This is a genomic window from Janthinobacterium violaceinigrum (assembly GCF_009208555.1).
In the GTDB taxonomy this organism is placed as follows: domain Bacteria; phylum Pseudomonadota; class Gammaproteobacteria; order Burkholderiales; family Burkholderiaceae_D; genus Janthinobacterium; species Janthinobacterium violaceinigrum.
Map to the genome: position 1 here is coordinate 110,005 of NZ_WFLI01000001.1, position 25,640 is coordinate 135,644.

At 63.7% G+C, this 25,640-nt stretch carries 26 protein-coding genes; 12 read left to right on the forward strand and 14 right to left on the reverse strand.

The window, feature by feature from the left end; translation table 11 throughout:
- Positions 1-64: 64 nt before the first annotated feature.
- The 7 genes from GCN75_RS00565 to ygfZ form a co-directional block, all read right to left on the reverse strand.
- Positions 65-1,000, reverse strand: coding sequence for an ABC transporter substrate-binding protein (locus GCN75_RS00565; protein WP_121669532.1), 936 nt, complete (start codon positions 998-1,000; stop codon positions 65-67).
- A gap of 63 nt (positions 1,001-1,063) precedes the next feature.
- Complete coding sequence (gene tal / locus GCN75_RS00570; protein ID WP_152280872.1) at positions 1,064-2,014, reverse strand: transaldolase; 951 nt, start codon at positions 2,012-2,014, stop codon at positions 1,064-1,066.
- A 6-nt stretch (positions 2,015-2,020) separates the two neighbouring features.
- Positions 2,021-3,502, reverse strand: coding sequence for a xylulokinase (gene xylB / locus GCN75_RS00575; protein WP_319633272.1), 1,482 nt, complete (start codon positions 3,500-3,502; stop codon positions 2,021-2,023).
- Positions 3,503-3,533: 31 nt separating this feature from the next.
- Positions 3,534-4,541: a LacI family DNA-binding transcriptional regulator gene (locus GCN75_RS00580; protein WP_152280874.1), complete on the reverse strand. Its 1,008-nt coding sequence runs from the start codon at positions 4,539-4,541 to the stop codon at positions 3,534-3,536.
- Positions 4,542-4,813: 272 nt separating this feature from the next.
- Positions 4,814-5,551, reverse strand: a complete 738-nt coding sequence (locus GCN75_RS00585; protein WP_152280875.1) for an NRDE family protein — start codon at positions 5,549-5,551, stop codon at positions 4,814-4,816.
- The gene (locus GCN75_RS00590; protein ID WP_152280876.1) at positions 5,542-5,832 is read right to left on the reverse strand and encodes a DUF4936 family protein; all 291 of its coding nucleotides are present in this window, start codon (positions 5,830-5,832) and stop codon (positions 5,542-5,544) included. Before GCN75_RS00590 ends, GCN75_RS00585 begins: the two co-directional genes overlap by 10 nt.
- 7 nt (positions 5,833-5,839) lie before the next feature.
- Positions 5,840-6,955, reverse strand: coding sequence for a CAF17-like 4Fe-4S cluster assembly/insertion protein YgfZ (gene ygfZ, locus GCN75_RS00595; RefSeq protein ID WP_152280877.1), 1,116 nt, complete (start codon positions 6,953-6,955; stop codon positions 5,840-5,842).
- A 176-nt stretch (positions 6,956-7,131) separates the two neighbouring features.
- Here ygfZ and mltG point away from each other — a divergent pair, with 176 nt between their 5' ends.
- Genes mltG through GCN75_RS00610 form a run of 3 tightly spaced genes read left to right on the forward strand, consistent with a single transcriptional unit; the run spans position 7,132 to position 9,839 of the window.
- The gene (mltG, locus tag GCN75_RS00600; RefSeq protein ID WP_152280878.1) at positions 7,132-8,118 is read left to right on the forward strand and encodes an endolytic transglycosylase MltG; all 987 of its coding nucleotides are present in this window, start codon (positions 7,132-7,134) and stop codon (positions 8,116-8,118) included.
- A 35-nt stretch (positions 8,119-8,153) separates the two neighbouring features.
- On the forward strand, positions 8,154-8,795 hold the full coding sequence (gene tmk, locus GCN75_RS00605; protein ID WP_152280879.1) for a dTMP kinase: 642 nt from the start codon (positions 8,154-8,156) through the stop codon (positions 8,793-8,795).
- 15 nt (positions 8,796-8,810) lie between these two features.
- Positions 8,811-9,839, forward strand: a complete 1,029-nt coding sequence (locus tag GCN75_RS00610; protein WP_152280880.1) for a DNA polymerase III subunit delta' — start codon at positions 8,811-8,813, stop codon at positions 9,837-9,839.
- A 62-nt stretch (positions 9,840-9,901) separates the two neighbouring features.
- Here GCN75_RS00610 and GCN75_RS00615 read toward each other — a convergent pair whose 3' ends face one another.
- On the reverse strand, positions 9,902-10,255 hold the full coding sequence (locus GCN75_RS00615) for a hypothetical protein (protein ID WP_152280881.1): 354 nt from the start codon (positions 10,253-10,255) through the stop codon (positions 9,902-9,904).
- Between the two features lie 173 nt (positions 10,256-10,428).
- On the opposite strand from GCN75_RS00615, the gene GCN75_RS00620 reads away from it, so the two are divergent.
- From GCN75_RS00620 to GCN75_RS00650, 7 genes are all read left to right on the forward strand, one after another.
- Entirely contained in the window at positions 10,429-10,815 is a 387-nt protein-coding gene (locus GCN75_RS00620) for a VOC family protein (RefSeq protein WP_152255639.1), read from the forward strand.
- A 57-nt stretch (positions 10,816-10,872) separates the two neighbouring features.
- Positions 10,873-11,505: a carbonic anhydrase gene (locus GCN75_RS00625; protein ID WP_152280882.1), complete on the forward strand. Its 633-nt coding sequence runs from the start codon at positions 10,873-10,875 to the stop codon at positions 11,503-11,505.
- Positions 11,506-11,597: 92 nt separating this feature from the next.
- The gene (locus tag GCN75_RS00630; RefSeq protein ID WP_077404693.1) at positions 11,598-12,377 is read left to right on the forward strand and encodes a TatD family hydrolase; all 780 of its coding nucleotides are present in this window, start codon (positions 11,598-11,600) and stop codon (positions 12,375-12,377) included.
- Between the two features lie 16 nt (positions 12,378-12,393).
- Entirely contained in the window at positions 12,394-13,044 is a 651-nt protein-coding gene (locus tag GCN75_RS00635; protein WP_152280883.1) for an ankyrin repeat domain-containing protein, read from the forward strand.
- Between the two features lie 260 nt (positions 13,045-13,304).
- A complete protein-coding gene (locus GCN75_RS00640; RefSeq protein WP_152280884.1) occupies positions 13,305-14,228 on the forward strand; it encodes a methyltransferase domain-containing protein in 924 nt (307 codons plus the stop codon).
- A 100-nt stretch (positions 14,229-14,328) separates the two neighbouring features.
- Positions 14,329-14,577: a hypothetical protein gene (locus GCN75_RS00645; protein WP_092708370.1), complete on the forward strand. Its 249-nt coding sequence runs from the start codon at positions 14,329-14,331 to the stop codon at positions 14,575-14,577.
- A gap of 163 nt (positions 14,578-14,740) precedes the next feature.
- Positions 14,741-14,938, forward strand: a complete 198-nt coding sequence (locus GCN75_RS00650) for a hypothetical protein (protein WP_034784591.1) — start codon at positions 14,741-14,743, stop codon at positions 14,936-14,938.
- A gap of 66 nt (positions 14,939-15,004) precedes the next feature.
- Here the strand turns inward: GCN75_RS00650 and GCN75_RS00655 are convergent, their stop codons facing one another.
- Positions 15,005-16,123, reverse strand: a complete 1,119-nt coding sequence (locus tag GCN75_RS00655) for a phospholipase A (protein ID WP_226940961.1) — start codon at positions 16,121-16,123, stop codon at positions 15,005-15,007.
- Positions 16,124-16,397: 274 nt separating this feature from the next.
- On the opposite strand from GCN75_RS00655, the gene fusA reads away from it, so the two are divergent.
- Complete coding sequence (gene fusA, locus GCN75_RS00660; protein ID WP_152280885.1) at positions 16,398-18,506, forward strand: elongation factor G; 2,109 nt, start codon at positions 16,398-16,400, stop codon at positions 18,504-18,506.
- A 105-nt stretch (positions 18,507-18,611) separates the two neighbouring features.
- Here fusA and GCN75_RS00665 read toward each other — a convergent pair whose 3' ends face one another.
- From GCN75_RS00665 to GCN75_RS00680, 4 genes are read right to left on the reverse strand one after another with little or no spacing between them, the layout of a single operon-like run.
- Entirely contained in the window at positions 18,612-19,781 is a 1,170-nt protein-coding gene (locus GCN75_RS00665; protein WP_152280886.1) for an HlyD family secretion protein, read from the reverse strand.
- A 20-nt stretch (positions 19,782-19,801) separates the two neighbouring features.
- Positions 19,802-21,253 carry an efflux transporter outer membrane subunit gene (locus GCN75_RS00670; protein ID WP_152280887.1) on the reverse strand — a complete coding sequence of 484 codons (1,452 nt, stop codon included), beginning with the start codon at positions 21,251-21,253 and terminating at the stop codon, positions 19,802-19,804.
- A gap of 17 nt (positions 21,254-21,270) precedes the next feature.
- On the reverse strand, positions 21,271-22,845 hold the full coding sequence (locus GCN75_RS00675; protein WP_152280888.1) for a DHA2 family efflux MFS transporter permease subunit: 1,575 nt from the start codon (positions 22,843-22,845) through the stop codon (positions 21,271-21,273).
- A complete protein-coding gene (locus GCN75_RS00680) occupies positions 22,842-23,276 on the reverse strand; it encodes a MarR family winged helix-turn-helix transcriptional regulator (RefSeq protein WP_152280889.1) in 435 nt (144 codons plus the stop codon). The genes GCN75_RS00675 and GCN75_RS00680 overlap by 4 nt, the downstream gene beginning before the upstream one ends.
- A 130-nt stretch (positions 23,277-23,406) precedes the next feature.
- Here GCN75_RS00680 and GCN75_RS00685 point away from each other — a divergent pair, with 130 nt between their 5' ends.
- On the forward strand, positions 23,407-23,937 hold the full coding sequence (locus GCN75_RS00685) for an SRPBCC family protein (RefSeq protein WP_152280890.1): 531 nt from the start codon (positions 23,407-23,409) through the stop codon (positions 23,935-23,937).
- Positions 23,938-24,164: 227 nt separating this feature from the next.
- On the opposite strand, the gene GCN75_RS00690 is transcribed toward GCN75_RS00685, so the two are convergent.
- Positions 24,165-25,631, reverse strand: a complete 1,467-nt coding sequence (locus tag GCN75_RS00690) for an aminotransferase-like domain-containing protein (RefSeq protein ID WP_152280891.1) — start codon at positions 25,629-25,631, stop codon at positions 24,165-24,167.
- Between the last annotated feature and the right edge of the window lie 9 nt (positions 25,632-25,640).

Genomic DNA, 25,640 nt, shown 5'->3' on the forward strand with positions numbered 1-25,640 from the left:
TCCTTGCTGGTGAAACTGGCGCCGCCTGATCGCAGGCGGCGCCACGTGGTTCAGGTCAGGCAGATCAGTTCTTTACCCAGCCCGTGTAGGTGGCGACGTTTTCCTTGGTGATGGCCGGTGTCGGCAACAGCACCATCGTTTGCTTCGGCGTGCGGCCGTTCATGATGTCGTAGCCCATCTGCACGGCGTCCGTGGCCATGCGGTACGGGTTTTGCGCCGAGGTGGCGGCAAACAGGCCGGCCTTGTTTTTCAGGGCGTTCTGGCCATCGGGCGCGCCATCGACGGCCGTGATCAGTTTCACGTCCGTGCGTTTCGATTGCTTGATCGCCAGTTCGGCGCCGATGCCCGTCGGATCGTTGATGGCGAACACGCCGTCGATCTTCGGATGGGCCGTCAGCAGGTTCGACATCACGGTCATGCCGCCGTCGCGGCTGCCGCCCGCGTTCTGGTTGTCGGACAGGATCTTGATATCCTTGAACGCGGCCAGGGTTTTCTTGCAGCCGTTGACGCGGTCGATCACGGACGTGACGGGCGGACCGTTCAGGATCACCACATTGCCCTTGCCGCCGATCTGCTTGGCCAGGTAGGCGCACGACACGTCGCCCGCCATGGTGTTGTCGGACATCACGGTGGCCGACGCGCCCACGGCGCCCACGTCGACGGCGATCACGACCACGCCTGCATTGCGCGCTTTCTTGATGGCGGGCGCGATGCCCTTGGAATCGACGGCGTTCAGGATGATGATGTCGGTTTTGTTGGCGATGAAGTTCTCGATCTGGTCCACCTGGGTGTTCAGGTCATACTTGCTGGAAACAGTCGTGACTTTCACGCCAGGGCCGCCCAGCTTTTTCGCGCTTTCTTCCGCGCCGCGGCCGATGGCGACAAAAAACGGGTTGGCCAGGTCGCCCACGCTGACGCCGATCGATTTCAGCGGTTTGTCGGCGGCGAAGGCGCCGCAGGCGGCGGACAGCAGCAGGGTGGCGGTAATGACTTTTTTCATGAGGATCTCCAAGGGTTTTTATTGTAAAAACAAACGGTGCTGCGGGTGAAAACCGGGTTTAACTTAGTGACTGCGCAATTTCTCGATCATGGCGTCCAGCTTGCCCGCATCGACGGCAAAGCCGCGGATGCCTTCGGCCAGCTTTTCGGTGGCCATCGCATCGTCGTTCAAGGCGTAGCGGAAAGCCGCTTCGTCGTACGTGACGGCTGGCTGCGCCGCGCTCAGGTCGCCGCCCAGCGCGCGCTCGAATGGCGCGTCAAGGGCTTCGAGCTTGGCCAGCAGGTCGGGGCTGATGGTCAGCAAGTCGCAACCGGACAGGGCCGTGATCTGCCCCACGTTGCGGAAACTGGCACCCATCACTTGCGTGGCGATGCCATGTTGTTTGTAGTAATTGAAGATGCGCGTGACCGATTGCACGCCCGGATCGTTGGACAGGCTGCGCGCCGCTTCGTCCCATGCCGAACCTTGCGACTTCTTGTGCCAGTCGTAGATGCGGCCCACGAACGGCGAAATCAGGCGCACTTTCGCGTCGGCGCAGGCGACGGCCTGGCAAAACGCGAACAGCAGGGTCAGGTTGCAAAAGATGCCGTCCGCTTCCAGTTCGCGCGCGGCCTGGATGCCTTCCCAGGTGGCGGCGACCTTGATCAGCACGCGCTCGCGGTCGATACCTGCCGCTTCGTACAGGGCGATCAGACGGCGTCCGCGGGCCACGGTGGCGGCGCGGTCAAAGCTCAGGCGGGCATCGACTTCCGTCGACACGCGGCCCGGCACGACCTTCAGGATTTCCAGGCCGAAGCGCACCAGCACCTGGTCGACGATATCGTCGAGCGAGGCGCCCGGATGGGCGGCGACCGTGCTTTCCAGCAAGGGCGCGTAATCGGGCTGCAGCACGGCCTTTAAAATCAGCGACGGATTGGTGGTGGCGTCTTGCGGCGCGAAACGGGCCAGTTGCAGAAAGTCGCCCGTGTCGGCGACGACGGTGCTGTGTTGCTTCAATTGTTGCAGTTGATTCATTGCTGCTTATCCTTCGCTAAGTTGGTGCAAGGCTTGCACGGCAGGAAACAGGCTACGGTATCGGCCGTAGCGGAGGCTCAAGGCTGCGCTGTGCGCGGCATCGGGCAGGAAAGTGTTTTTGATGGGCAAGCCGGTGGACAGCAGCTGGCGCTGGCCGATGGCGGCAAAGCCCAGCTTGGCCGCGCCCAGGCTGGCTGACAGTTCGCTGTTGTGCAAGGTGCGCATTTCGCAGCCCAGCACATTGGCCAGCAGTTGCGCCCAGTACTGGCTGCGCGCGCCGCCCCCCACCAGCATGCAGTGGGGCACGACGGCGCCCGTCGACGTGACGGCCGCCATGGCGTCGCGCAAGGCAAAGGCCACGCCTTCGAGCACGGCGTAGCCCAGCTGCGCGGGCGTGCTGTCGTGGCCCAGTTGCAAAAAGGCGCCGCGCACTTGCGGGTCGTTGTGCGGCGTGCGCTCGCCCGACAGGTAGGGCAGGAACAGGGGCGCCGATGGCGCGACGGGGACGTCAAACGGCAAGCCCGCTTCCACCAGCGCCAGCAGGGCTGCTTCGTCGGGCTGGCCCAGCACGCCAGTCGCCCAGCGCAAGCAGCTGGCGCCCGACAAGATCGCGCCCATCGCGTACCAGCGGCCGGGCAGGGCATGGCAAAAGCTGTGCACGCCGCCGGCCGGGTTGCCCAGCGGCGCTTCCGTCACGCTGACGATGGCGGCGCTGGTGCCCAGCGAAATGAAACTGTCGCCGCCGTTGACGGCGCCGATGCCCACGGCCGAGACGGGATTGTCGCCGCCGCCGCCCGCCACCACCACGCCAGCGGGCAAGCCCAGCTGGTCGGCGATGGCGGCCAGCACGGTGCCCGTGGCCGCATCGCCTTCGGCCAGGGCCGGCATCTGTGCCAAGGTCATACCGCAGGCGGCCAGCATGGGGGCGAACCAGGAACGCTTGGCCTCGTCCAGCCACAGGGTGCCGGCCGCGTCGGACATCTCGGTCACTTTGTTGCCCGTCAAGCGCAGGCGCAGATAGTCTTTCGGCGACAGCACGCAGGCGATGGCGGCAAAGGCGGCCGGCTCGTGCGCTTGCAGCCACAGCAGTTTTGGCGCCGTCAATCCCGCCATGGGCAGGCTGCCCGTCACGTCAGCATACGCCGGATAGTCGCGCGCCAGGGCGGCCGCTTCGGCCTCGGCGCGCGCATCGTTCCACAGGATGGCGGGACGGATCACGGCCTCGTCCAGGTCGAGCAGCACGGCGCCATGCATCTGGCCCGACAGGCCGATGCAGGCGATCTGCGCATACTCATGCGGCCAGCCGGCGCGCAGCTGGGCCAGCGCCTGGATGCAGGCGTCCCACCAGTCCTGCGGCGACTGCTCGGACCAGCCTGCTTGCGGACGGCTGGTGGCGATGCGCACGGAAGCCTGGCCGCGCACGCTGCCTGCGCTGTCCATCAGCACGGTTTTCAGTTCGGAGGTACCGAGGTCGATACCAAGGGAAATTGCTGGATGCATGTGTATTTACGGTAAAAGGTCAGGGGCAGCCGCAGGAATTGCGCACGCGCAAGGCCGGCGACAGGCGCTGCACATGCTGGGCGCGGCCCGGGTTGGCGATACGTTCGATCAACAGGTCGACGGCCATGGCGCCCAGCTCTTCCAGCGGCTGGGCCATCACCGTCAGGCGGGGACTGAAATAATCGGCCCAGTCGAAATCATCGAAGCCGGCCAGCGCCACGTCTTGAGGTACCGCAATGTGCGCGTCGCGCAAGGCATGCATGGTGCCGATGGTCATCAGGTTATTGCCGGCAACGATGGCCGTCGGGCGCTTGTCCGATGGCAAGGCCAGCAGTTCGCGCGTGGCCGCGCCGCTGCGTTCCAGGTTGGAGTCGCCCGAGCGCAGCAGCGCGGGATCAAAGACGATGCCGGCGCGCTGCAAGGCCAGGCGGTAGCCGTCGATGCGCTCGTCCGTCGTGGACAGGCCCGGTGCGCCCGCGATGAAGCCGATGCGGCGGTGGCCGTGGGCGGCGATCAGATGGCTGACCAGCTGCGCCGTCGCCTCGATGTTTTCCACGCCCACCTGGTCGAACGGCTGGGGCGACATGCGGTCGACCAGCACGGAAGCGATCTTGTTGCTGGTCAAATAGTCGAGCGTGCGGTTGTACGCGTCGCCCGACGGCGCCAGCACGATGCCGTCGACCCTGCGCTGGTGCAAGTTCTGCACCACTTTCAATTCCTGCTCGGGATCGTCATGCGTATCGGAAAACAGCATCATCAAGCCGTGGCGCGTGCAGGCTGCCTCGATGGCGCGCACGGTTTCGCTGAAGTAATGATTGGTAAAGGCGGATATGGCCACGCCGATGGTGCCCGACGATGAACCTGCCAGCGCGCGCGCCAGCATATTGGGCACATAGCCGATCTGCTGCATGGCCGCGTTGACGGCGGCGACGGTTTTCGGGCTGACCTTGCGGGTGCCGTTGAGCACGTGCGAAACGGTCGACAGCGATACGTCTGCCGCCCGCGCTACATCTTCCATGGTGGCCATGGTGTCTCCTGATGGTATTTTTTATTTTTATGTGCTGCGATTGGATGCGGCTGTGTCGCCGCGTTGGAATCCATCGTAAACAAAAGAAAGCGCTTGCGCAAGCGCTTTCTTTTTTTGTGCGCATGGATGATCGGTGATTGTTTTAGGGGGCAGGGAGGCTTGCGCAGGCCGGATCGGCGCGCCAAGGGCGCGCTGATCCGGCATCGGGACGGCGGTGATGCCGCTGGAGTGTGGTGGGTGGTGTCGGCTTACGCGCTGCGCGCTAACCCGAGCTACTGAATCACCAGTTCATGCAATTCGCCGGGCGAATCGGGGAACAGTTTCACGACGGTGGACGTGCGCGTGCCGTAGCCTGGCGTTTCGATGCAGACGGCGGACAGCACGCGCTCGAGGTCGAGCGGCACGCCCGTGTCCGGCAAGCGGAAGTCGGGTGCGCGCGTGGTGTCGGCCAGCATGTCGAAATACGCTTCGTCGGGCGCACCCTGGCACAGCAGGCTGGCGAACTGGGCCTTGGTTTTCAGCACTTTCGGCCACGGCGCGTCCAGCAGGGCGTTCGACAAGCCGTAGATGCCGGGCTCCAAAGGCTGGCCATTGCGCGCATCGCCATCGCCCCGGTTGGAAAACCAGATCAGGGTATCGGCATCGCCCAGCACCAGGTTGAAGCCGTTGTAGGCCCCGCTGCCGGGACGGATTTGCGCGATGTAGTCTTGCGGCGACATGTTGCCCGCCAGATAGTCGGCCACCAGGGCGCCACGCGAGGGGGCGTCCGGATTGCGGTCTTGCGGGCTGCGGATGTTGGTGATGGCGGCAAAGCGCGAACTGCCGCTGCCGGCCTGCGTGATGCCCATCCAGCTGCCGCCCGCCTGCAGGTCGCGGCCCGCATACACCTGCGGGTGCTCGGGCCAGGCGCCGGCGGGGGCGCTGGCGCGTTCATAGAATTCGTCGCGGTTGGCGGCGGCAATCAGCGGGACGTGCGGATTGACTTTCCAGGCAAAAACGATCAGGCACATGGAGGCAAATCCATGAACACTTCCGTATGGCGCGCGCCGGCCGTCAGGGCCAGCAAGCCTGCCTCGTCGGCGGCAGCGGCCAGCAAGTCCGCAAAACCTTCGCCCACGACGGGATAGATTTCCATCCACGTCTGCAAGCCATCCTTGCTGTCAGGACGGCGCTTCAGTTGCGGCGCCACGCCGGAAGCGGCTGCCAGCTTCGCCTGCATGGCGCGGACCCTGGCTTCCAGCGCCTGGGCGTGCTCTTCTTTGACTTGATAATAGATGTACAAATCTTTCATGGCATTCTCACAAGTCGAGTGCGTCGAGCACGTAAGGCATGGGCAGGAAATGCACGCTGGCCCCTTGGGCCGAGCCGTAGCGCACGGCGCCGGCGGCGCTTGAACCTTCCGCTATCGCCCCCAGCTTCATTTCGACGAGGGCGTCGATGCCGCCGGCGCCGTTCGGCGCGGCGTTGACGACCATGCCGCAAGGTTGGTCCGGGTCGCTGACGGCAAACAGTTCGCCGCCCGCCACGGCCGCCGCATCAGCGATGCTGACGAGCGTGGTGCGGCGCTTGAGCTTGCCCAGGTACTGGCTGCGCGCGACGATTTCCTGGCCCGGATAGCAGCCTTTCTTGAAATTGACGCCGCCCAGCAGTTCGAAGTTGACCATCTGCGGCACGAATTGCTCTTGCGTGGCGGCCGTGATTTGCGGGATGCCCGCATGGATGTCCGACAAGTGCCAGGCGTCGGAGCCGCCCTTGGCCAGCTGGGCCGTCAATTGCGGCCACGCGTCGCGCGCCGTGGCGGCCGACGTCAGCCATTCATAGCGGGCGCTGCCGAACGCGTCGGCCACGCGCAGCAGGGTGCCGGATGCATGCTCGACCTTGCTGAACGGCGTGGCGGGCAGCACGGGGAACCAGGCGGACAGGGCGGCGGTGGCTTGCTTGCCGCCCAGGCCCAGGATGACTTGATTGGCTTCATCGCCGGACGCATCGTGCAGCTTGGCCTTGGCGCGCAGCACGAACATCTGCAAGCGCTTCTGGATGGCGGGCTGTATGGCGCGCGGCAATTGCAGATAAATGGTGGTGGCATTGCGCCACATCAGGAAACTGGCCAGCAACCGGCCCTTCGGCGTGCAGTAGCCGGCCAGGCGCACTTGCTCCTGGCTCAGGTGCTCCACATCGTTGGTCAGCTGGCCGTGCAGGAAACTGGCTGCATCGTCGCCATGGAGGTCGATCAAGCCCTGGTCCGTGATGGCCGCGACAAAACCGTCTTGCAGCTGGGGCACTGTCAGGGACTGGCCAAAATCATGGATGGGGGCGGCGGCGATGGGAGCGCCGCTGTCAGGCGCGCCATCGGTGGCAACGGGGCGGGCGCCTTGGGCGGTTAAAAATTGATTCCAGTTATTCATAATTTCCATTAGATCAGCGATTAAGCATTATCATTACGGGTTCATTATAGTGATGTCGCGCAGTTTGCGTCGGCAGCGGCAAGATTGCCAGTGTTGGCGCCGCTTTGCGCGCACTTTCTTCACAAATGAACGATCATAACAAGCGGGCGCTGCCCATCAGCGACCGCATCACAAGAATCGGAACAATGGCTTTCTTTAAAAAACTTGTAGTCAGTTCAGTCATCGCCGCCATCGGCGCCGGTGGTACTTTTGTGTACTGGGCGCAGCAGCCCATCACCACGGAAGGCGACGCGATCCCGTTTACGATCAGCCCGGGCAGCGGCGCGCATGCGGCCGGCCAGCAGATCGCCGATGCGGGCGTGCCCATCGTGCCCATCCTGTTCAACCTGCTGGCGCGCATCGAAGGCAAGACGTCGAAGATCAAGGCCGGCTCCTACGAATTGAAGCCCGGCACGACGCCGCAGCGCCTGATCACGCAGCTGGCGCGCGGCGAGTTCGCACAGGAGTCGCTGACCATCATCGAAGGCTGGACGTTCAAGCAGATGCGCTTGGCGATGGCCAATCATCCCGGCCTCAAGCACGATACCGCGGGCCTGTCCGACAGGGAACTGATGGCGAAGATCAGCCCCGAGTTCGTGCTGCCGGAAGGGCTGTTCTTCCCGGACACGTATCTGTTCGCCAAGGGCGCCAGCGAAATGCAGATCTTCAAGCAGGCGCACACGGCCATGATAGGCCGCTTGTCCGAAGCGTGGTTCAAGCGCGATCCGGCCCTGCCGTATAAAAATCCGTACGAGGCGCTGATCATGGCCTCCATCGTGGAAAAGGAAACGGGGCAAAAGTCCGAGCGGGCCATGATCGCGGGCGTGTTCGTCAACCGCCTGAAGACGGGCATGCTGCTGCAGACGGACCCGACCGTGATCTATGGCATGGGCGACAGCTACCAGGGCAAGATCCGCAAACGCGACCTGGAAGCGGACACGCCGTACAATACCTACACGCGCGGCGGCTTGCCGCCCACGCCGATCGCCCTGGCCGGCGCGCAATCGCTGACGGCGGCGCTGGCGCCGGCCCGCACGCAGGCCCTGTATTTCGTGGCGCGGGGCGACGGCACCAGCCAGTTCTCGGCCAACTTGCCCGACCATAACCGCGCCGTGAACCAGTATCAGCGCTAATTGCCGGCATTCATCATCACCAGATTAAGAGTTTCATGACACAACACTATCAACCGCGCTTCATCACCTTCGAAGGCATCGATGGCGCGGGCAAGTCGACGCATATCGGCTTTGTCGCCGACTACCTGCAGCAGCGGGGCGTGACCCTCGTCTCGTCACGCGAACCGGGCGGCACCAGCCTGGGCGAAAAGCTGCGCGAACTGCTGCTGCACGAAAAAATGCACCTGGAAACGGAAGCCCTGCTGATGTTTGCCAGCCGCCGCGAACACATCGCGCAAGTCATCGCGCCCGCGCTGGAGCGGGGCGAGTGGGTCATTTCCGACCGCTTCACCGATGCCAGCTTCGCCTACCAGGGCGGCGGCCGGGGCATGGACCTGGGCAAGATGGAAGCGCTGGAAGCGTGGGTGCACCCGCATCTGCAGCCGGACCTCACGTTCCTGTTCGACGTGCCGCTGGAAGTGGCCCGCGCCCGCCTGGACGCCACGCGCGCGCTCGACAAGTTCGAGCAGGAGCAGGCTGACTTCTTTGCCGACACGCGCAACGAGTATCTGCGCCGCGCCGCCCAGTTCCCCGGGCGTTTCCGCATCATCGATTCCACGCAAAGCATTGCTGACATTCAAGTGCAACTCGCGCAACTGCTTGATGTGTTACTTGAGCAAAGCGTTGCAACTCGCTGATTTACAAAGGATAAAATGACCAGTTCTCTCTATCCTTGGCAGCAGGACGCCTGGCAGCAATTGCAAGCCTTGCGTCCGCGCATGCCGCACGCCATCCTGTTCCATGGCGCGCAAGGCATCGGCAAGGCCGACTTCATCGAGCACTTTGCGCAGGCGCTGCTGTGCGAAGACGTGCGTCCCGATGGCCACGCCTGCGGCGCATGCGCCTCGTGCGGCTGGTTTAGCCAGGGCAACCATCCCGATTACCGCCGGGTCCGTCCGGAAGCGCTGGAAGACGAGGTGGCCGATGACGGCGAAGAGGGCGAAGGCGCGAAGAAAAGTGCCAAGACCAAGACGCCGTCGAAAGACATCAAGATCGAGCAGATCCGCAACCTGGCCGACTTCATGAACATTTCCACGCACCGGCAAGGCTTGCGCGTGGTGGTGCTGTATCCGGCCGAGGCGCTGAACACGCCGGCCTCGAACGCCTTGCTGAAGACCCTGGAAGAGCCGCCGCCGGGCACCTTGTTCCTGCTGGCTTCGAACAGCCTGGACCGGTTGCTGCCGACCATCCTGTCGCGCTGCCGCAAGTTCGCCTTGCCCATGCCCAGCCACGAGCAGGCCCTGGCCTGGCTCAAGGCCCAGGGCTTGAACGATGCGGACAGCTGGCTGCGCGAGCAGGGCGGCGCGCCGCTGGCCGCGCTGGCCCAGTCCGAGTCGGGCGGGCGCGAAGAAACGGAACAATTGCTGCAGGTGCTGGCCAATCCGGGCGTGGAAGCGGCCCTGAAGGCGGCCGACAAATTGCAGAAGTCTCCGCTGGCGCCGCTGGTGGCGTCCCTGCAGCGCTGGCTGTACGATGTGTTCTCCGTCAAGCTGTCGGGCACCATACGCTACTACCCGCGCCACCGGCGCGAGCTGGAAGCGCTGGCCGGACGCATCAACGTCAGCCGTCTGATGGCGGCCATCAAGGCGGCAAATGAGCGCCGGGCCATTGCCGAGCACCCCTTGTCGCCCAAGCTGTTCCTTGAGGACATGCTGCTCGACTACGCATCCAGCTGTCAATAGAATCAAGCACTTGCATCATCAAGTTGATGTTGATTGTATGATTCTTGGCGCGGGCGAATGATCTAGCCGCAGGCGCGCGTGCAGCTGCGGTACTGCACTTCGCACGCTTGCTGGCGTTCGGCGCGCCGGGCGCGCAAGGCCTGGGCTTGCGTCGGCTGCAGCTGCTGCGACTGGGGCCCCGTTTCCCGGCTGGCAGCAGCGTAGGGGTTGCTGCTGGGCTTCATCAGCAGCATGGGGCTGCTGTCGTCTTCCGTGGCGCGCTCCACGCGCGCGCGGCAATCCTGGCGCGCCGACGCGCACACGGGCGCGCACAAGCCGCTGTCGGGAATGGCCCTGGGTGCGTCGCGCCTGTCTTGTGCGTGCGCGCTGTGGGCCAGGCAGGCCAGCAGGATCAAAGGGCTGGCAATTTTCAGCATGTACACTCTCCATGGTTCCGCGCGCAGCCCCATGGCTGCGCACCGGCCGCCAACTATACATCTTGATAACGTTTTTGCCTACCGCGCCATGGCCGATTGCCATGCCCGGAGCCTGGTGTTACAGTCAGCGCACTGGATAAACACGCGGGCAGCGTCCCGCTACGGAGGCGTGCATGAAACGGGTCACTGGCATCGGCGGCATCTTCTTCCACGCGCAGGATCCGGCCGCGCTGCGCGCCTGGTACCAGCGCCACTTGGGCCTGGACGTGCAGCCCTGGGGCGGCGCCGCGTTTACCTGGACGGATGCCGACGGCCAGCCCACGGCCGGCACCACCATCTGGTCCGTGGCGGCACAGGACAGCGAGCAATTCGCGCCCGGCAAGGCTGCCTTCATGATCAATTACCGGGTCGATGACCTCGATGCGCTGCTGCAAGCCCTGCGCGACGAAGGCTGCAACGTGCTGGACAAGGCGCCCGATTCGGAATACGGCCAGTTCGGCTGGGTCATTGATCCGGAGGGCAACAAGGTGGAGCTGTGGCAGCCGCCAGAAGGACAATAGGCAGGGCAGGCGCCAGATCAGCGATAATACGGGTTCAGATAACCATCTTATTTATTTATGCGCGACATTATTGCTGGCTTCCTACGCTTCCAAAAAGAGGTTTTTCCCACGCGCCGCGAGTTGTTCAAGACGCTGGCCACGGGACAGACCCCCAAAGCCCTGTTCATTTCATGTTCCGACAGCCGCATGGTGCCGGAACTGGTGACGCAGCGCGAGCCGGGCGAGCTGTTCGTGATCCGCAACGCGGGCAACATCGTGCCGTCGTACGGCCCCGAGCCGGGCGGCGTGAGCGCCACGGTCGAATTTGCCGTATCCGCCTTGAACGTGACCGACATCGTCATTTGCGGCCATTCCGATTGCGGCGCGATGAAGGCGATTGCCACCTGCGCCTGCCTCGACCACATGCCGGCCGTGCGCAGCTGGCTGCACCACGCCGATGCGGCGCGCATGATCAACGAGTCGATCGACCATCCGACGGAACAGTCGCGCATCGACGGCATGGTGCGCGCCAACGTGGTGGCGCAACTCAATAACTTGCGCACCCATCCTTCGGTGGCCCTGGCCATGGCGCAAGACCGCCTGACCCTGCACGGCTGGGTCTACGACATCGAGAACGGCTCCCTCGATGCGCTCGACGAGTCGACCGGCCACTTCGTGCCGCTCGCCGACCATCCGGCCTCCCAGGTCTAATCGGCTGCCAGCAGTTGAACCGCCTCGGCAGGGGCTGCGCGGCGCAGCCGTTCCCCTGCCGGTTTTCCCCCGCTCCGGTACAATCCCGCCTTATGTATATCGATTCCCATTGCCATATCAATTTCCCCGAGCTGGCTGCTCGCATGCCTGAAATCCTCGCCAAGATGGCCGAGAACAAGGTGACGCACGCGCTGTGCGTGTCCGTCGACTTGCCGGACTTCCCGCAGGTGCTGGCCCTGGCCGAGCAGTATCCGCATATTTTTGCATCCGTCGGCGTGCATCCCGACTATGAAGACACGCCGGAACCGTCCGTGGAAGACCTGGTGCGCCTGGCCGACCATCCGAAGATCATCGCCATCGGCGAGACGGGCCTCGACTATTTCCGCCTGACGGGCGACCTCGAATGGCAGCGCGAGCGCTTCCGTACCCACATCAAAGCTTCAAGAATCACGCGCAAGCCCTTGATTATTCACACAAGAGCGGCCAGCGAAGACACGATACGCATCATGCGCGAAGAGGGCGCGGGCGTGTCCGACGGCGGCGTGGCCGGCGTCATGCATTGCTTTACGGAATCCCTGGAAGTGGCGCGCGCCGCCATCGACATGGGTTTCTATATTTCGTTTTCCGGCATCGTCACGTTCAAGAGCGCGAAAGACTTGCAAGCCGTGGCCCTGGAAGTGCCGCTCGAGCGCATCCTGATCGAGACGGATTCGCCGTACCTGGCGCCCGTGCCGTTCCGCGGCCGCATGAACGAGCCGGGTTATGTGGCCCATGTGGCAGAATACCTGTCCACCCTGAAAGGCATACCGCTGGACCAGGTGGCACGCCAGACGACGGACAATTTCTTCAAGTTATTCAATCAGTTGCCATAACTTCTTAAGGTCAGACATGATGAAAAAACTCGCGCTGGCGATGCTGCTGTGCTGGGCCGGCGCCAGCCACGCGGCGCCGGAACCGGACGCTTTCTTCCGCGCCGTCTCCGTCAACAACGCCAGCGGCGTGCGCGGCATGCTGGACGAAGGCATGAATCCGAACCAGCCTGACGCGCAGCGGGGCGACATTCCCCTCGTGCTGGCCCTGCGCGACGATGCGGACCGGGTCTTCAAGGTGCTGCTCGACGCTCCCGGCATCGACCTCGAAGCGCGTTCGGCCAACGGCAACACGGCATTGATGATGGCCGCCTACAAGCACAAGCAGGATGCCGTGCAAGCCTTGCTGGCCAAGGGCGCCAAGGTCAACCAGAGCGGCTGGACGGCGCTCCACTATGCGGCCTCGGCCGGCGACTTGCCCATCATGAAGATCTTGCTGGACCGCGACGCCGTGGTCGATGCGCGCGCACCCGCCAACATCACGCCGCTGATGTTTGCCGCCCGCGAAGGGCAGGAGGGCGCCGTCAAGCTGCTGCTGTCCTGGGGCGCGGACGCCGGCCTGAAAAGCGACCATGGCTGGACGGCCGTGCAGTTCGCCCAGGCGGGCGACAAGCCTGGCGTGGTGGCCATCATCACGGCTGCCCAGCAGGCGCGCGCGGCGCGCAAGTAAATGCCTCTTTAGTAATACTTTCCATGCCAGCGCTCAAACTGGCATGGAATTGCCTCTCACCTCAGCCCTTTGTTCCCGCTCCCGATTCACGATAATGATCGTGTCGCATTAATCAGGAGATACCTCGCATGGGCAATCATCACATCAACGTCAGGCGCCGGCTGTATTGTCGCCGCCCCTCGCGCAGCCCGTGCGATATCACTGCTTTCTGGAATGACAAAACCGATCGGCCATCGGAGCCAGACTCCAAGAGGACAGACATGCTGAATGAACGAGAAATCGAGAGTTGTTACCTGGGGCAATTTATCCCCGTCCATTACCACCACAATATGTTGATGGACCAGAACCGCATGCACGGGTTCAAGTCGGCAATCGATTACGCGGTGAAACCCGGCATGAAGGTGCTGGAGCTGGGCGGCGGCACGGGCGTGCTGTCGTGGTTTGCGGCCGCGCGCGCCGACAAGGTGTGGTGCGTGGAGTTCAATCCGGACATGGTCAAGGAAGCGCGCAAGATGCTGGCGCTCAATCCCAACGGTGAAAAAGTCGAAGTGGTCCACGCGGACGCCTTCGAATACCTGCCGCCCGAGCCCGTCGACGTGGTCATCTGCGAAATGATCCATGTGGGCATGCTGCGCGAAAAGCAGGTGGAAGTGATCGAATCGTTCAAGCGCCGCTACCTGGCCCGCTTCGGCGGACCGCTGCCCATCTTCCTGCCCGAAGCCGTGATCATGGCCGTGCAGCCGATGCAGCAGGAATACGATTTCGAGGGCTTCTATGCGCCCATCGTGCAATTCCAGGAAACCACGGCCATCCACCCGGGCGTGCAGGAACTGGCGCCGCCGTCCGTCTACAGCATCATCGACTTCAGCCAGCCGACCGACAGCGTGTTCGGCTTCGACGGCAAGTTTGTCGTCGAGCGCAGCGGCACCCTGAACGCCTTGCGCTTCGTCACCAAGAACATCCTGGCCGTGGTGCCCGAACGCTCGACCACCATCGACTGGCTGAACCATTACATGTGCTTGCCGCTGGCCGCGCCCGTCGCCGTGAAGGCGGGCGACGTGCTGCAGGTGAGCTTCCAGTACCGCGCGGGCGGCTCTATCCCTTCGCTGGAAGCGTCGATCCGCGCGCAGGTAATCTATGACGTGAACCTGCAGCCGGTGATACAGAACGCCGTCTACGCCTAAGTGGCATGGATGTAAAGGCAACGCCGCAGCGATTTCATCCTGCGGCGTTCGTCCATTCAGGGTATATTTCGTCTTTTACCCACTGGACAGCTTTACTATCATGGAACAGATCGATCAGCGTTACCTCGTGCAACAGAACAAAATCAGCGATGGCGAGACCAGGCCGCCCGTGTTTGCCAAGGTAATGCGCAGCAAGGAAGGCGTGTTTGAAGGCGTGTCCTTCATCAAGTCGAAGGACAAGGCCACCGTCATGACCATCGAAGATGCCAACCAGGCCATCAAATGGGCCACCAGCAAGAAGCCTAACGCGCATGAGTACGTCACGAAAGTGATTTGCGTCGGCCAGTAAGCGAGCCGCCAACTACCGTTCATCCCCGTTTTTATCCAGTCCATCCCCCCATCCTGCAGTTCATCGCATGGCCGTTGCCGCCGCGCCGGCGCTTTTATATAGTGCTGTCACGGTAGCGGGGCAAGCACGGCTTGCTCCGCACATTTCATTCTGGGGGAACGCGATGCTGGGATTTGTGCTGTGGCTGCTGCTCTTGCTGGTGTGCTGGCCCCTGGCCTTGCTGGCCCTCGTGCTGTATCCGCTGGCCTGGCTGCTGTTGCTGCCATTCCGTTTGATCGGCATCGGCGTGGAAGGCGTGTTCGAACTGCTGCGCGCCATCGTCATGCTGCCGGCCCGCGTGCTGGGCGGCGGCCGGCGCTGAGATTTACTTTCCCACAATAAAAAAATGGCGCCCATGGCGCCATTTTCATTTCTAGCCTTGTGATGCTTACAGGTCGACCATGAAACCGGCGCCGATCGATTTCTGCGAGTAGTTGTAGTCGATCAGGCTCTGGCCGTAGCCGGAGAACAGCTGCAGATAGCCTTTCAGGTTGGCTTTCAAGGGGAAAGCCCAGCTGGCCTGCATGGAACCATGCTTCTTGCTGAAATTGCGGCGGGCCGTCACCGCGTATTCATGGCCCTTGTTGCGGTAGCTCAGGCGCAAGTCGCCATGGCCCATGTAATCGATGATGTCGATATTGTCATTGTCCTTGGCGCTATTGTCGAGACGGTGCCAGACGCGGGCCGTGATGGCCAGGTTGTCTTTTTCCATGCCTAGCTCGGCATACACGCGGTTCCAGCTGCGCGACAGGGTCGAGGTCTGGCCATTCGACTGGTGCACGAGGCCGAAGTTCAGGTAATTGAATTCCAAACCGGCCAGATTCTTGTTGATCGGCATGACCAGCATCAGTTCCGGCTGGTAATTGGTCTCGCGGAACGGGCTCGACGCCTTGCGGTTATACGCTTGCCAGAAACTTTGCTGCGTATAGCCGAACCACATGTCGATGGGCGTGCCGGCGATGTCTTCCAGCATCTTCATTTTAAAGCTGAGCTGGAACGTCAATTCCACGTGCTGGCTCTTGATGCCGCCCGGCGTGAAATCCTGGAACGGCTCGTCGTTCGACGCATCGCTGTAATTGGCCAGCAACAGATAGGTGTCGCGGTGGGGGCGGAAGTTGAACAGGCCCCGCTTCGACGCATCGTTGAGTTCCCAAGATTGTTGCGTACGCGAAATCGGCGCTTCCGGCGGCGCCGCGCCAGCCTGCGCGACGGCGGGAATGGCCGCGTTCACCGCTTCCGGCGTGGCCACGCCAGGCGGGCTGACGGGCGTGAAGGGAGCGACTTCGGCAGCGGCTGCCAGGGTCACGGCGGCCGTGGCCGCATCGCCGCCGGCGGCGATGGTGGCTTTTTCCGCCGCCTTGGCCAGGGTATCGAAGCAGCCCAGGCGGGCGCTGGCATCGCCAAGCACGGCGCAACGCTGCATTTGCTGTTCCAGTTCGCCGGCCATGGCCAGCGCCGGGGACGCCAGCAGGGAAGAGAGGATTATTTTTCTTAGTTGGATAGTCATAGGCTGAGTGGGGCATGTCATTCGGTGCGCACCTGGGCTGGCATGCCGGCGGCGTCGCCTTGCACGATATCTCACCGTGCGTCTTGATTCTGATTAATCTTTGTTGAATTAATAGATATGAAAGTATAGCTGAATCTCTTGTTTATCCTGCGCAACGCACGTGCGCGTTAATGTTAGTGTTGTGCGCACGGTAAAAACTGGTTACCGGCAGCTCTGCAAATCGATGTCTGCTACACTGGAAAACCGGGTACCGGGGCTAGCCATGGAGATTGTGATGACCCGCAAAACACCTATCGAGCGCTACCGCAACATCGGCATCAGCGCCCATATCGACGCCGGCAAGACCACCACCACCGAGCGCATCCTGTTTTACACGGGGGTCAACCACAAGATCGGCGAAGTGCACAATGGCGCCGCCACCATGGACTGGATGGAACAGGAACAGGAGCGGGGCATCACCATCACCTCGGCCGCCACCACGGCCTTCTGGAAAGGCATGGCCGGCAACTTCCCCGAGCACCGCATCAACATCATCGATACGCCGGGCCATGTGGATTTCACGATCGAGGTGGAGCGCTCGATGCGCGTGCTCGACGGCGCCGTGATGGTCTACGACGCCGTGGGCGGCGTGCAGCCGCAATCGGAAACCGTCTGGCGCCAGGCGAACAAATACCATGTGCCGCGCATTGCCTTCATCAACAAGATGGACCGGGTCGGTGCAGACTTTTTACGCGTGCGCAAGCAGATCGCCGACCGCCTGAAGGGCGTGGCCGTGCCCATCCAGCTGCCCATCGGCGCGGAAGAGCATTTCACGGGCGTGATCGACTTGCTGAAAATGCGCGCCATCACGTGGGACGACGCCAGCCAGGGCGTGCAGTTCAGCTATGGCGAGATTCCCGCCGAACTGCAGGCCCAGGCGCAGGAATGGCACGAGCACCTGGTCGAACAGGCGGCCGAGGCCACGCTGGAAATGACGGAGCGCTACCTGAATGGCGACACGTTTACGGAAGCGGAACTGAAACAAGCCTTGCGCGCGCGCACCATCCGTAACGAGATCGTGCCCATGCTGTGCGGCAGCGCGTTTAAAAACAAGGGCGTGCAGGCGATGCTGGACGCCGTCATCGAATACCTGCCGTCGCCGATGGAAGTGCCGCCCATCATGGGCCATGACGAGCACGACAACGAGGTGGAACGCCACCCGACGGACGACGAGCATTTCTCGGCCCTCGCTTTCAAGATCATGACGGACCCGTTCGTGGGGCAGCTGACCTTCTTCCGCGTGTATTCGGGCGTGGTGAACTCGGGCGACATGGTCTACAACCCCACCAAGAGCGCGCGCGAGCGGCTGGGACGCATCCTGCAGATGCATGCGAACGAGCGCAAGGAAATCAAGGAAGTGTATGCGGGCGACATTGCCGCCGCCGTGGGCCTGAAAGCCGTCACCACGGGCGACACCCTCTGCGCGCTCGACCACATCATCGTGCTGGAAAAAATGATCTTCCCGGAACCCGTGATTTCTCAAGCCGTGGAGCCGAAGACCAAGCCGGACCAGGAAAAGATGGGCATCGCCCTGAACCGCCTGGCGCAGGAAGACCCGTCGTTCAAGGTCCATACGGACGAGGAATCGGGCCAGACCATCATGTCGGGCATGGGCGAGCTGCACCTGGAAATCCTGGTGGACCGCATGCGGCGCGAATTCGGCGTGGAAGCGAACGTGGGCAAGCCGCAGGTGGCTTACCGCGAAACCATCACCCGTGCGGTGGAAGATATCGAGGGCAAGTTCGTCAAGCAATCGGGCGGACGGGGCCAGTACGGCCACGTGGTGCTCAAGCTGGAACCCTTGCCGCCCGGCACCGGCTACCAGTTCGTCGACGCCATCAAGGGCGGCGTGGTGCCGCGCGAATTCATCCCTGCCGTCGACAAGGGCATCGTCGAAACCCTGAAATCGGGCGTGCTGGCCGGCTATCCCGTGGTGGACGTGAAGGCGACCTTGACCTTCGGCTCCTACCACGACGTCGATTCGAATGAGAATGCATTCCGCATGGCCGGTTCCATCGCCTTCAAGGATGGCATGCGCAAGGCTCATCCTGTGCTGCTGGAACCGATGATGCAGGTGGAGGCGGAAACGCCGGAAGAGTTCATGGGCAACGTCATGGGCGACCTGACGGCGCGGCGCGGCATGGTGCAGGGCGTCGACGACATTCCCGGCGGTTCGGGCCGCATCGTCAAGGCCCTGGTGCCGCTGGCCGAGATGTTCGGCTATTCCACCACCCTGCGTTCGCTGACCCAGGGCCGCGCCACCTACACGATGGAATTCAAGCACTATGCGGCCGTGCCCAAGCATATCCTCGATCAGGTGGCGGCGGCGGGCAAGACCAAATAGAGGCGGGTAGGTCGGATTAGCGCGCAAGCGCGTCATCCGACGCCACCACCGGCAACGCCAACGATGTTGTCGGATGACGGCCTGCGGCCTGATCCGACCTACGCATCACTTCAGCAAATTTTGCGCAATGATGGTATCCGCCATCTTCTCGGCCTCATCCACGGGCTGGCCCAGCGCCTTGGTCGTGTAGACGGTGGACGCCACCATCGGCTGGTCCAGGGTCGCGCCTTCGCCATGGCTGGTGTCGACCGTCACCGTGGTCGACAGGCCGATGCGCAGCGGGTGGGCGGCCAGCTCCTTCGGGTCCAGGGTGATGCGCACGGGCACGCGCTGCACCACCTTGATCCAGTTGCCCGTGGCGTTTTGCGCCGGCAGCAGGGAAAACGCGCTGCCCGTGCCGGCCGACATGCCCAGCACCTTGCCGTGGTAGACCACCTTGCTGCCATACAAATCCGTTTCGATGGTGGCCGCCTGGCCCACGCGGATATTGCGCAATTCGGATTCCTTGAAGTTGGCATCGACCCATAATTGGTCGAGCGGCACGATGGACATCAAGGGCGTGCCCGGCGTCACGTGCGTGCCCAGCTGCACGCTGCGCTTGGCCACATAGCCGGAGACGGGCGCGACCACGGCGTTGCGGCGCACGGCCAGCCACGCCTGCACCACGTCGCCCCTGGCGGACAGCACGGCCGGATGGCTGGCCAGGTTCACGCCAGCCACGCCCGATTTGGCGGACTCGGCCTGGCGCTGCGCCACGGCCAGCGCCGCTTTCGCGTCATCGACGGCCTGTTTCGCATGGGCCAGGTCTTCACCGGAAATCGTCTGGTCCGCGGCCAGCGGCGCGCGGCGGGCCAGGTTGCCCTGCGCCGTGGCCAGCGCCAGGCGGCGCTGCTCGATGACGGCGTCGTACTGCGCCACGCTGGCATAGCGCTCGCGCTCCTGGCGCACGACGTTGCCCAGCCGCGCCTGCGCCTGGCTCAGGGCCAGGTCCGCATCGATGCCGTTCAGGGTGATCAGGGGCGCGCCCGCTTTCACCATCTGCGTCTCGTCGGCGCGGATTTCATCAACATTGCCCGTCACTTGCGCGGACAGGGTGACCAGGTTGCCGCCCACATAGGCGTTGTCCGTGACTTCTTCCTTGGCCAGCACCAGCTGGTAATAGGCGGCCCAGGCCACGCCGGCCACGACGAAGGCGGCCGTGATGGCGAGGAGGACGGCCTTGCGCTTGCCCGGCTGTTCGGTTGGGGTGGTGCTTGCTGTGGTATCGCTGCTCATGATGTGTTCCGTAGTCAGTGTTATTGTTGGGTGCTGCGTTTGCTGGTGCTTGCGGTATCGGCAAAGTCGCTGCTGCCCCGGTAGCCGCCGCCCAGTGCCACGTTCAGGTTGATTTCCGCGTTCTGGCGCTGGTTTTGCAGCTGCATGCCCAGGTCTACCTGGCCCCGCACGGTCATTTCCGCATTGAGCTGGGTGGCGCGGTCGGCCAGCCCTTGTTTCAGGCGGGCGTTGGCGTTGCGCAACTGCGCTTCGCTGGCGCGCAGGTTTTCTTCCTGCAGGCGCAGCTGGTTTTCCACGCCCTGCACCTTGGCCCCCGCCTGCGCCACGTCGCGCACGACATTGAAGACATTCTGGTTGTAGTCGGCGATCAGTTCATTGCGTTCGCTGCGCGCGCCGGCCAGCTGCGCCTGCAGGCGGCCGCTGTCGAACAGGGGCAGCGACAAGGCGGGACCGATGAACAGGGTGCGGCTGCCGGACTGCAGCAGCTTGCCCAGCTTGATCGCATCGAGGCCGAACGACGCGCCCAGGTCGATATCGGGGTAGAACGCCGCCTGCGCCGCCTCGATCGTGCTCATGGCTGCCTGCACCCGCCAGCGCGCCGCCTGCAAGTCGGGCCGGCGCGCCAGCAATTCCATGCCCAGCTTGCCGGGCAGGGCGTGCGGCAATGCCTGGGCTTCTTTGGGCTGCAGACTGGCCAGGGCCGAGGAATCCGCACCGAGCAGCGCGCGCAAGGCTTCCCGCTCCGTGACGATCTGCGTTTCCAGCAGGGCGATCTGCTGTTGCAGCAAGCTCAAGCGCGTTTGCGCGGACAGATGGTCGTCGCTGACGCCCAGGCCGTTGGCGATGCGCTTTTCCTTGTCCGTCACCAGCTGCTGCTGCAGCTTGACCAGCGCATGCAGGTTGTCCATGCGGGCCCAGCCACTTTGCATGCTGAAGTAGTGGCGGGCGATCTCGGCGGCCAGCATCTGTTCCGCCATCGCGTACTCGGCGCGGCGCGCGTTGACTTCGCCCAGGCTGGCGGCGATCTGCGCCTTGTGCTTGCCCCACCAGTCCAGGTCGTAATGGGCTTGCACGCCCACGGTGACTTCATTGTAGTAATTGCCGCCGATGGGGGCGGGCATCAGGCCGTTGCCCGAATAGCGCTGGCGGTTGGCGTTGGCGCCCAGGTCTACCCTGGGGCCGCGGTCCGCATGCCGGGCATCGAACGCAGACAGGGCCGAGCCGATGCGGGCATTTGCCACCTCCAGGTTCGGGCTGCTGGACAGGGCGTGCTCGATCAGCTGGTCCAGCTGGCTGTCCTGGAACTGGCGCCACCACTGGGCGGCGGGCCAGCCTTCGCTGGCCAGGTGGATGTCGGCCGCCAGCTGTATCGTGGCCAGGTCTTGCTGCGGCAACGGTTGCGTGTCGGGCGGGATGCTGGCGCAGCCGGCCAGGGCCAAGCTCAGTGCCAGGACGCTCAGGGAGAGTTTCATAGGTGTGTGCATGAGGGTTATTCCATGGCCGCGTGGTCGACCACGACAGGCGCATTCTTCTTCGGTGGTTTGATCAGGAGCAAGAGCGGCAGCACGAGGATGGTCAGCCACATCATCAGCCAGAAGTCGTCGAGGTAGGCGATCATCGATGCCTGCCGCGTGATTTCGCCATTCAGGGCCGCCATGCCCGTGCCCGTGCCCAGGTTGTAGACGCTGGCAATGCCGGGGTCATGCAGGGCCGGGTTGGCGATGGTGATGTGTTCCGTCAGGGAAGCATGGGCGATCTGCGTATTGCGCACCAACAAGGTCTGCACGAGGGCGATGCCGATGCTGCTGCCGATGTTGCGCACCAGGCTGTAGATGGCCGTGCCTTCCGCCCGCATCTGCGGCGACAGGGTGGCAAACGTGGCCGCGCTCAGGGGCACGAACACCAGGCCCAGGCCGATGCCCTGGATGATGCCGTTCCACACGACGGTTTTCGGCACCAGGTCCAGGGTGAAATTGGCCATCTGCCACAGCGAGAACGCGGTGATGGAAAAGCCCATGCCCAACAGGATACGCGTATCGATCTTGCCCGTCAGCCGGCCGACGATCAGCATGGCCAGCATCGTGCCCAGGCCGCTGGGGGCCGTCACCAGGCCAGCGATGGCCGCCGGGTAATTCATCAAGCCTTGCAGCATCGACGGCGTCAGCGCGCGGGTGGCGAACAGTACCATGCCGACGATGAAGATGAACAGCAGGCCGCTCACATAGTTCGAGTTTTTCAGCAAGCGGTAGTCGAGGAAGGACTTGCCGGCCGGACGCAAGGCCGTGTGGGCGATGAAGTAGCACAAGCTCATGGCCAGCACGATGGCTTCGATCCACGTTTCCGTCGATGAAAACCAGTCGTTCTGCTCGCCCCGGTCCAGCAGCATCTGCAAGGCGCCAATGGACAGGCTCAGGGTGGCAAAACCGAACATGTCAAAGTTCATGCGCCGGTTCGGCGGGTCCTTGCGGATATAGCGCCAGATGCCGTAGAAGGCCATGGCGCCGATGGGGATGTTGATGAAGAAGACCCAGCGCCAGCTGTAGCTGTCCGTTAGCCAGCCGCCCAGGGTGGGACCGAGGATGGGGCCGATCATCACGCCCATGCCCCAGATGGCCATGGCCGAGCCGTGCTTTTCGCGTGGATTGATGTCGAGCAAGACGGCCTGCGACAGGGGCACCAGCGCCGCGCCGAACACGCCTTGCAGCAGGCGCGCGGCAACGATCTCGGACAGGGTGCCGGACAGGCCGCACAGCACGGAGGCGAGCGTAAAGCCGGCCACGGAAACGAGGAAGGTGTTTTTCTGGCCGAAGCGGTCGCACAGCCAGCCCGTCAGGGGCGTGGCGATGGCGGCGGCGACGATGAACGAAGTCAGCACCCAGGTGATCTGGTCTTGCGAGGCGGACAGGCTGCCCTGCATGTGGGGCAGGGCGACGTTGGCGATGGTGCCGTCGAGCGCCTGGATGATGGTGGCGAGCATGATGGAAATCGTGATCATGCGCCGGTTCAGGGTGGGATCCTGTGAGGCGGGCAGCGCCGGTGCGGCGCTGGCTGTGGCCGAACTCATGCGGATTTCTCCGTGGCCGCCTGCAACGCTTCCAGCAGTTCGGTGGCGGCCCGCAGCTGATCGGGATCAATGCCTTGCAGCAGTTCCTTGCGGAAACCGTCCGCTTCCTTGCGCACCGTGTCGTACACCTGCATGCCCGCCTCGGTGAGCACCACCAGCTTGACGCGGCGGTCCGTTTCCGATGGCTGGCGCTGCACGAAGCCCGATTTCACGAGCCGGTCCAGCATCGACACCATGGTGGGGTTTTCCACGCCCAGCTGGTGCGCCAGTTCGCTTTGCGAGGGCGGCTGCGGCGACTTGGCGATCATGGCGATGCACATCCAGCTTGCTTGCCCCAGGTCCAGGTCCTTCAGGCGCCGGTCGATCGCATGGCGCCAGCCGCGTGCCGTCTTGTGGAGCGCGGCGGAAAAGCGCTCTTCGATAGAAGTCATAAGGTGAGTCGTCTAATAGTTAGGTATCGAACTAATATTCTAGCATGGCCGTTTGACAGGCGTACAGGCCTTCCCGTTTATCGGCGCCGCTGGTACATTAACAGGGAGCCCACCACCATCAGGAGACAGCATGACGACGGAAAAACAGAAGCAGGACGGACAGCACCGCGACAGCAGCGACTTTGTCATCACGCAAACCTTCGACGCGCCCCGCGAACTGGTGTTCCAGTCGTGGGTGGAGCCGGAACGCCTGGCCCAATGGTGGGGCCCCGTCGGCTTCGAACTGAGCGTGCTGGCGCTCGACCTCAAGCCGGGCGGTGTCTTCCACTACGGCATGCGCGCCGACAATGGCTACGAGATGTGGGGCAAGTTCACCTACCAGGCCATCGAAGCGCCGGAAAAGATCGTCTCTATCCTGTCGTTCGCCGACAAGCAGGGCAACGCCGTGCAGCACCCCGTCAGCGCCACCTGGCCTTTGGAATCGTTCAATGTCATGACCCTGACGGAAGAGAACGGCAAGACGACGATGACCTTGCGCTCCACGCCGCACAAGGCCACCGATGAGCAGCATCGGACTTTCCTGGAAGGGCATGAGTCGATGACGCAGGGGTTCAAGGCGACCTTTTCCCAGCTGGCCCAGTACCTGGCGCGCGTGCAGTAGGTTTTTATTGTTTATTGAAGAGCGGGCCAGAGCCGCGGGCCTGAGAAAATGCCCATGGCTGCGTTGCTTGGGCTCGCCGTACTAACCGTACTGTCTTCGCCCGCGCGCCTTGCACTGGCCATTTTTCAGGCCCGCTGGGCCCGGGGAGCCTGGGTTGGGGGCGGGGGCGGGTTCTTGCTGTCGTGACAGTTCGCGCTTGAGGACGTCTGCTGTGGTGCAGCCGATACTCAGGACTTGCCCGCGATGCTGGCGGCGCCGCTGGCGCGGGCCAAGGTCGAGCGCGCGCCGGCCACCGCGCGCAGGCGTTCTTCAAGGTAGGCGCTCACGCGGGGATGCTGGCTGAAGGCGACGTTGAAGCGGATGTGCTGGTCGGACGTGTCGTTGGCCGAGAATGCGGCGCCGCGCATCATCAGGATCTTGTTGCGGTAGGCGTCCTGCACCAGCAAGTCCACGTCCAGCCCTTCGGGCATGCTGCCCCACAGGAAAATCCCTGCGTCGCCGGGCTGCTCGAACAGCACGCCGGCCGCGCTCAGTTGCCGCGTGCTGGCGTTGCGCGCCACCATGATCTTGCGTTGCAGCCGCTCCAGGTGCTTGCGCAGGTTGCCAGCCTTGAGTACTTCCAGCAGAACGTATTCGTTCAGCGCGGGCAAGGTCATGATGGCGTGGATCTTGGTCCGCATCAGCAGCTTGAGCAGGGCGGGCGCCGCGGCCAGGTAGCCCATGCGCAGGGCCGGGCTCAGCGCCTTGCACAGGCTGGAGTAGTAGATCACGCCGTCCAGTCCGGACAGCGATGCCAGCCGCGTGCTGTGCCCCGGCTGGAAATGGCCGTGCACATCGTCTTCGGCGATCAGGAAGCCATACTGCTGCGCCATGATCAGCACCTTGTGCAGGTTGGCGGCGCTGCTGCTCCATCCGGTGGGATTGTGCAAGGCCGTCTGCATGAACAGCAGGCGCGGACGGTGCGCGCGGCAGGCGGCTTCCAGTTCGTCCAGGTCGAGGCCATCGGGGCGGCGCTTGATGGGCATCAGGCGCACCCCGTCCTGGCGCAGCCTGCCGAACATCAGGAAGTATCCGGGGTCTTCCACCAGCACCGTATCGCCGGGCTGCAGAAACGTGCGGCAGATCAGGTCGATTGCATGGGTGCCGCCGAAAGTGGTGAGGATGTGGCTGGCGTCCGCAGCGATGCCGATGCCGCGCAACAGCAGCGCGATCTGTTCGCGCAGTTCGGCCAGCCCTTGCGGCGGACAGCGCGAAGCCATGCCGGCCGCGCTGCGCGCCAGGCCGCGTTGCACGGCGGCGGCCGGCAGCGCATCCTGCAGCCAGGTGGGCGGCAAGGCGCCGCTGCTGGCCAACAGCACGCCCGGCCGCTGGTCGTTCACTTGCTGGCTCAGCCAAACCGGTTCCTGCTCCTGGCCCGCCTCCAGCGCCACCTCGTCGGGAATGGCGCGGCTGGCGTCGACTGGCGCGCAGACGAAGAAGCCCGTCGTGCCGTGCGTATCGATGACGCCTGCGGCCACCAGCCTGTCATAGGCCACCACCACGGTGTTGGTGCTGACCGCAAGCTGGGCGGCGAGCTGGCGGATCGACGGCAGCCTGGTCCCGCCCGGCAAGACGCGTTGCGCGATCTGCTGGCGCAACGCTGCCTCGATCTGTTTGAACAGGGCGGTGGGGGAAGAGCGGTCGATGGAGAACATGGATGGCAG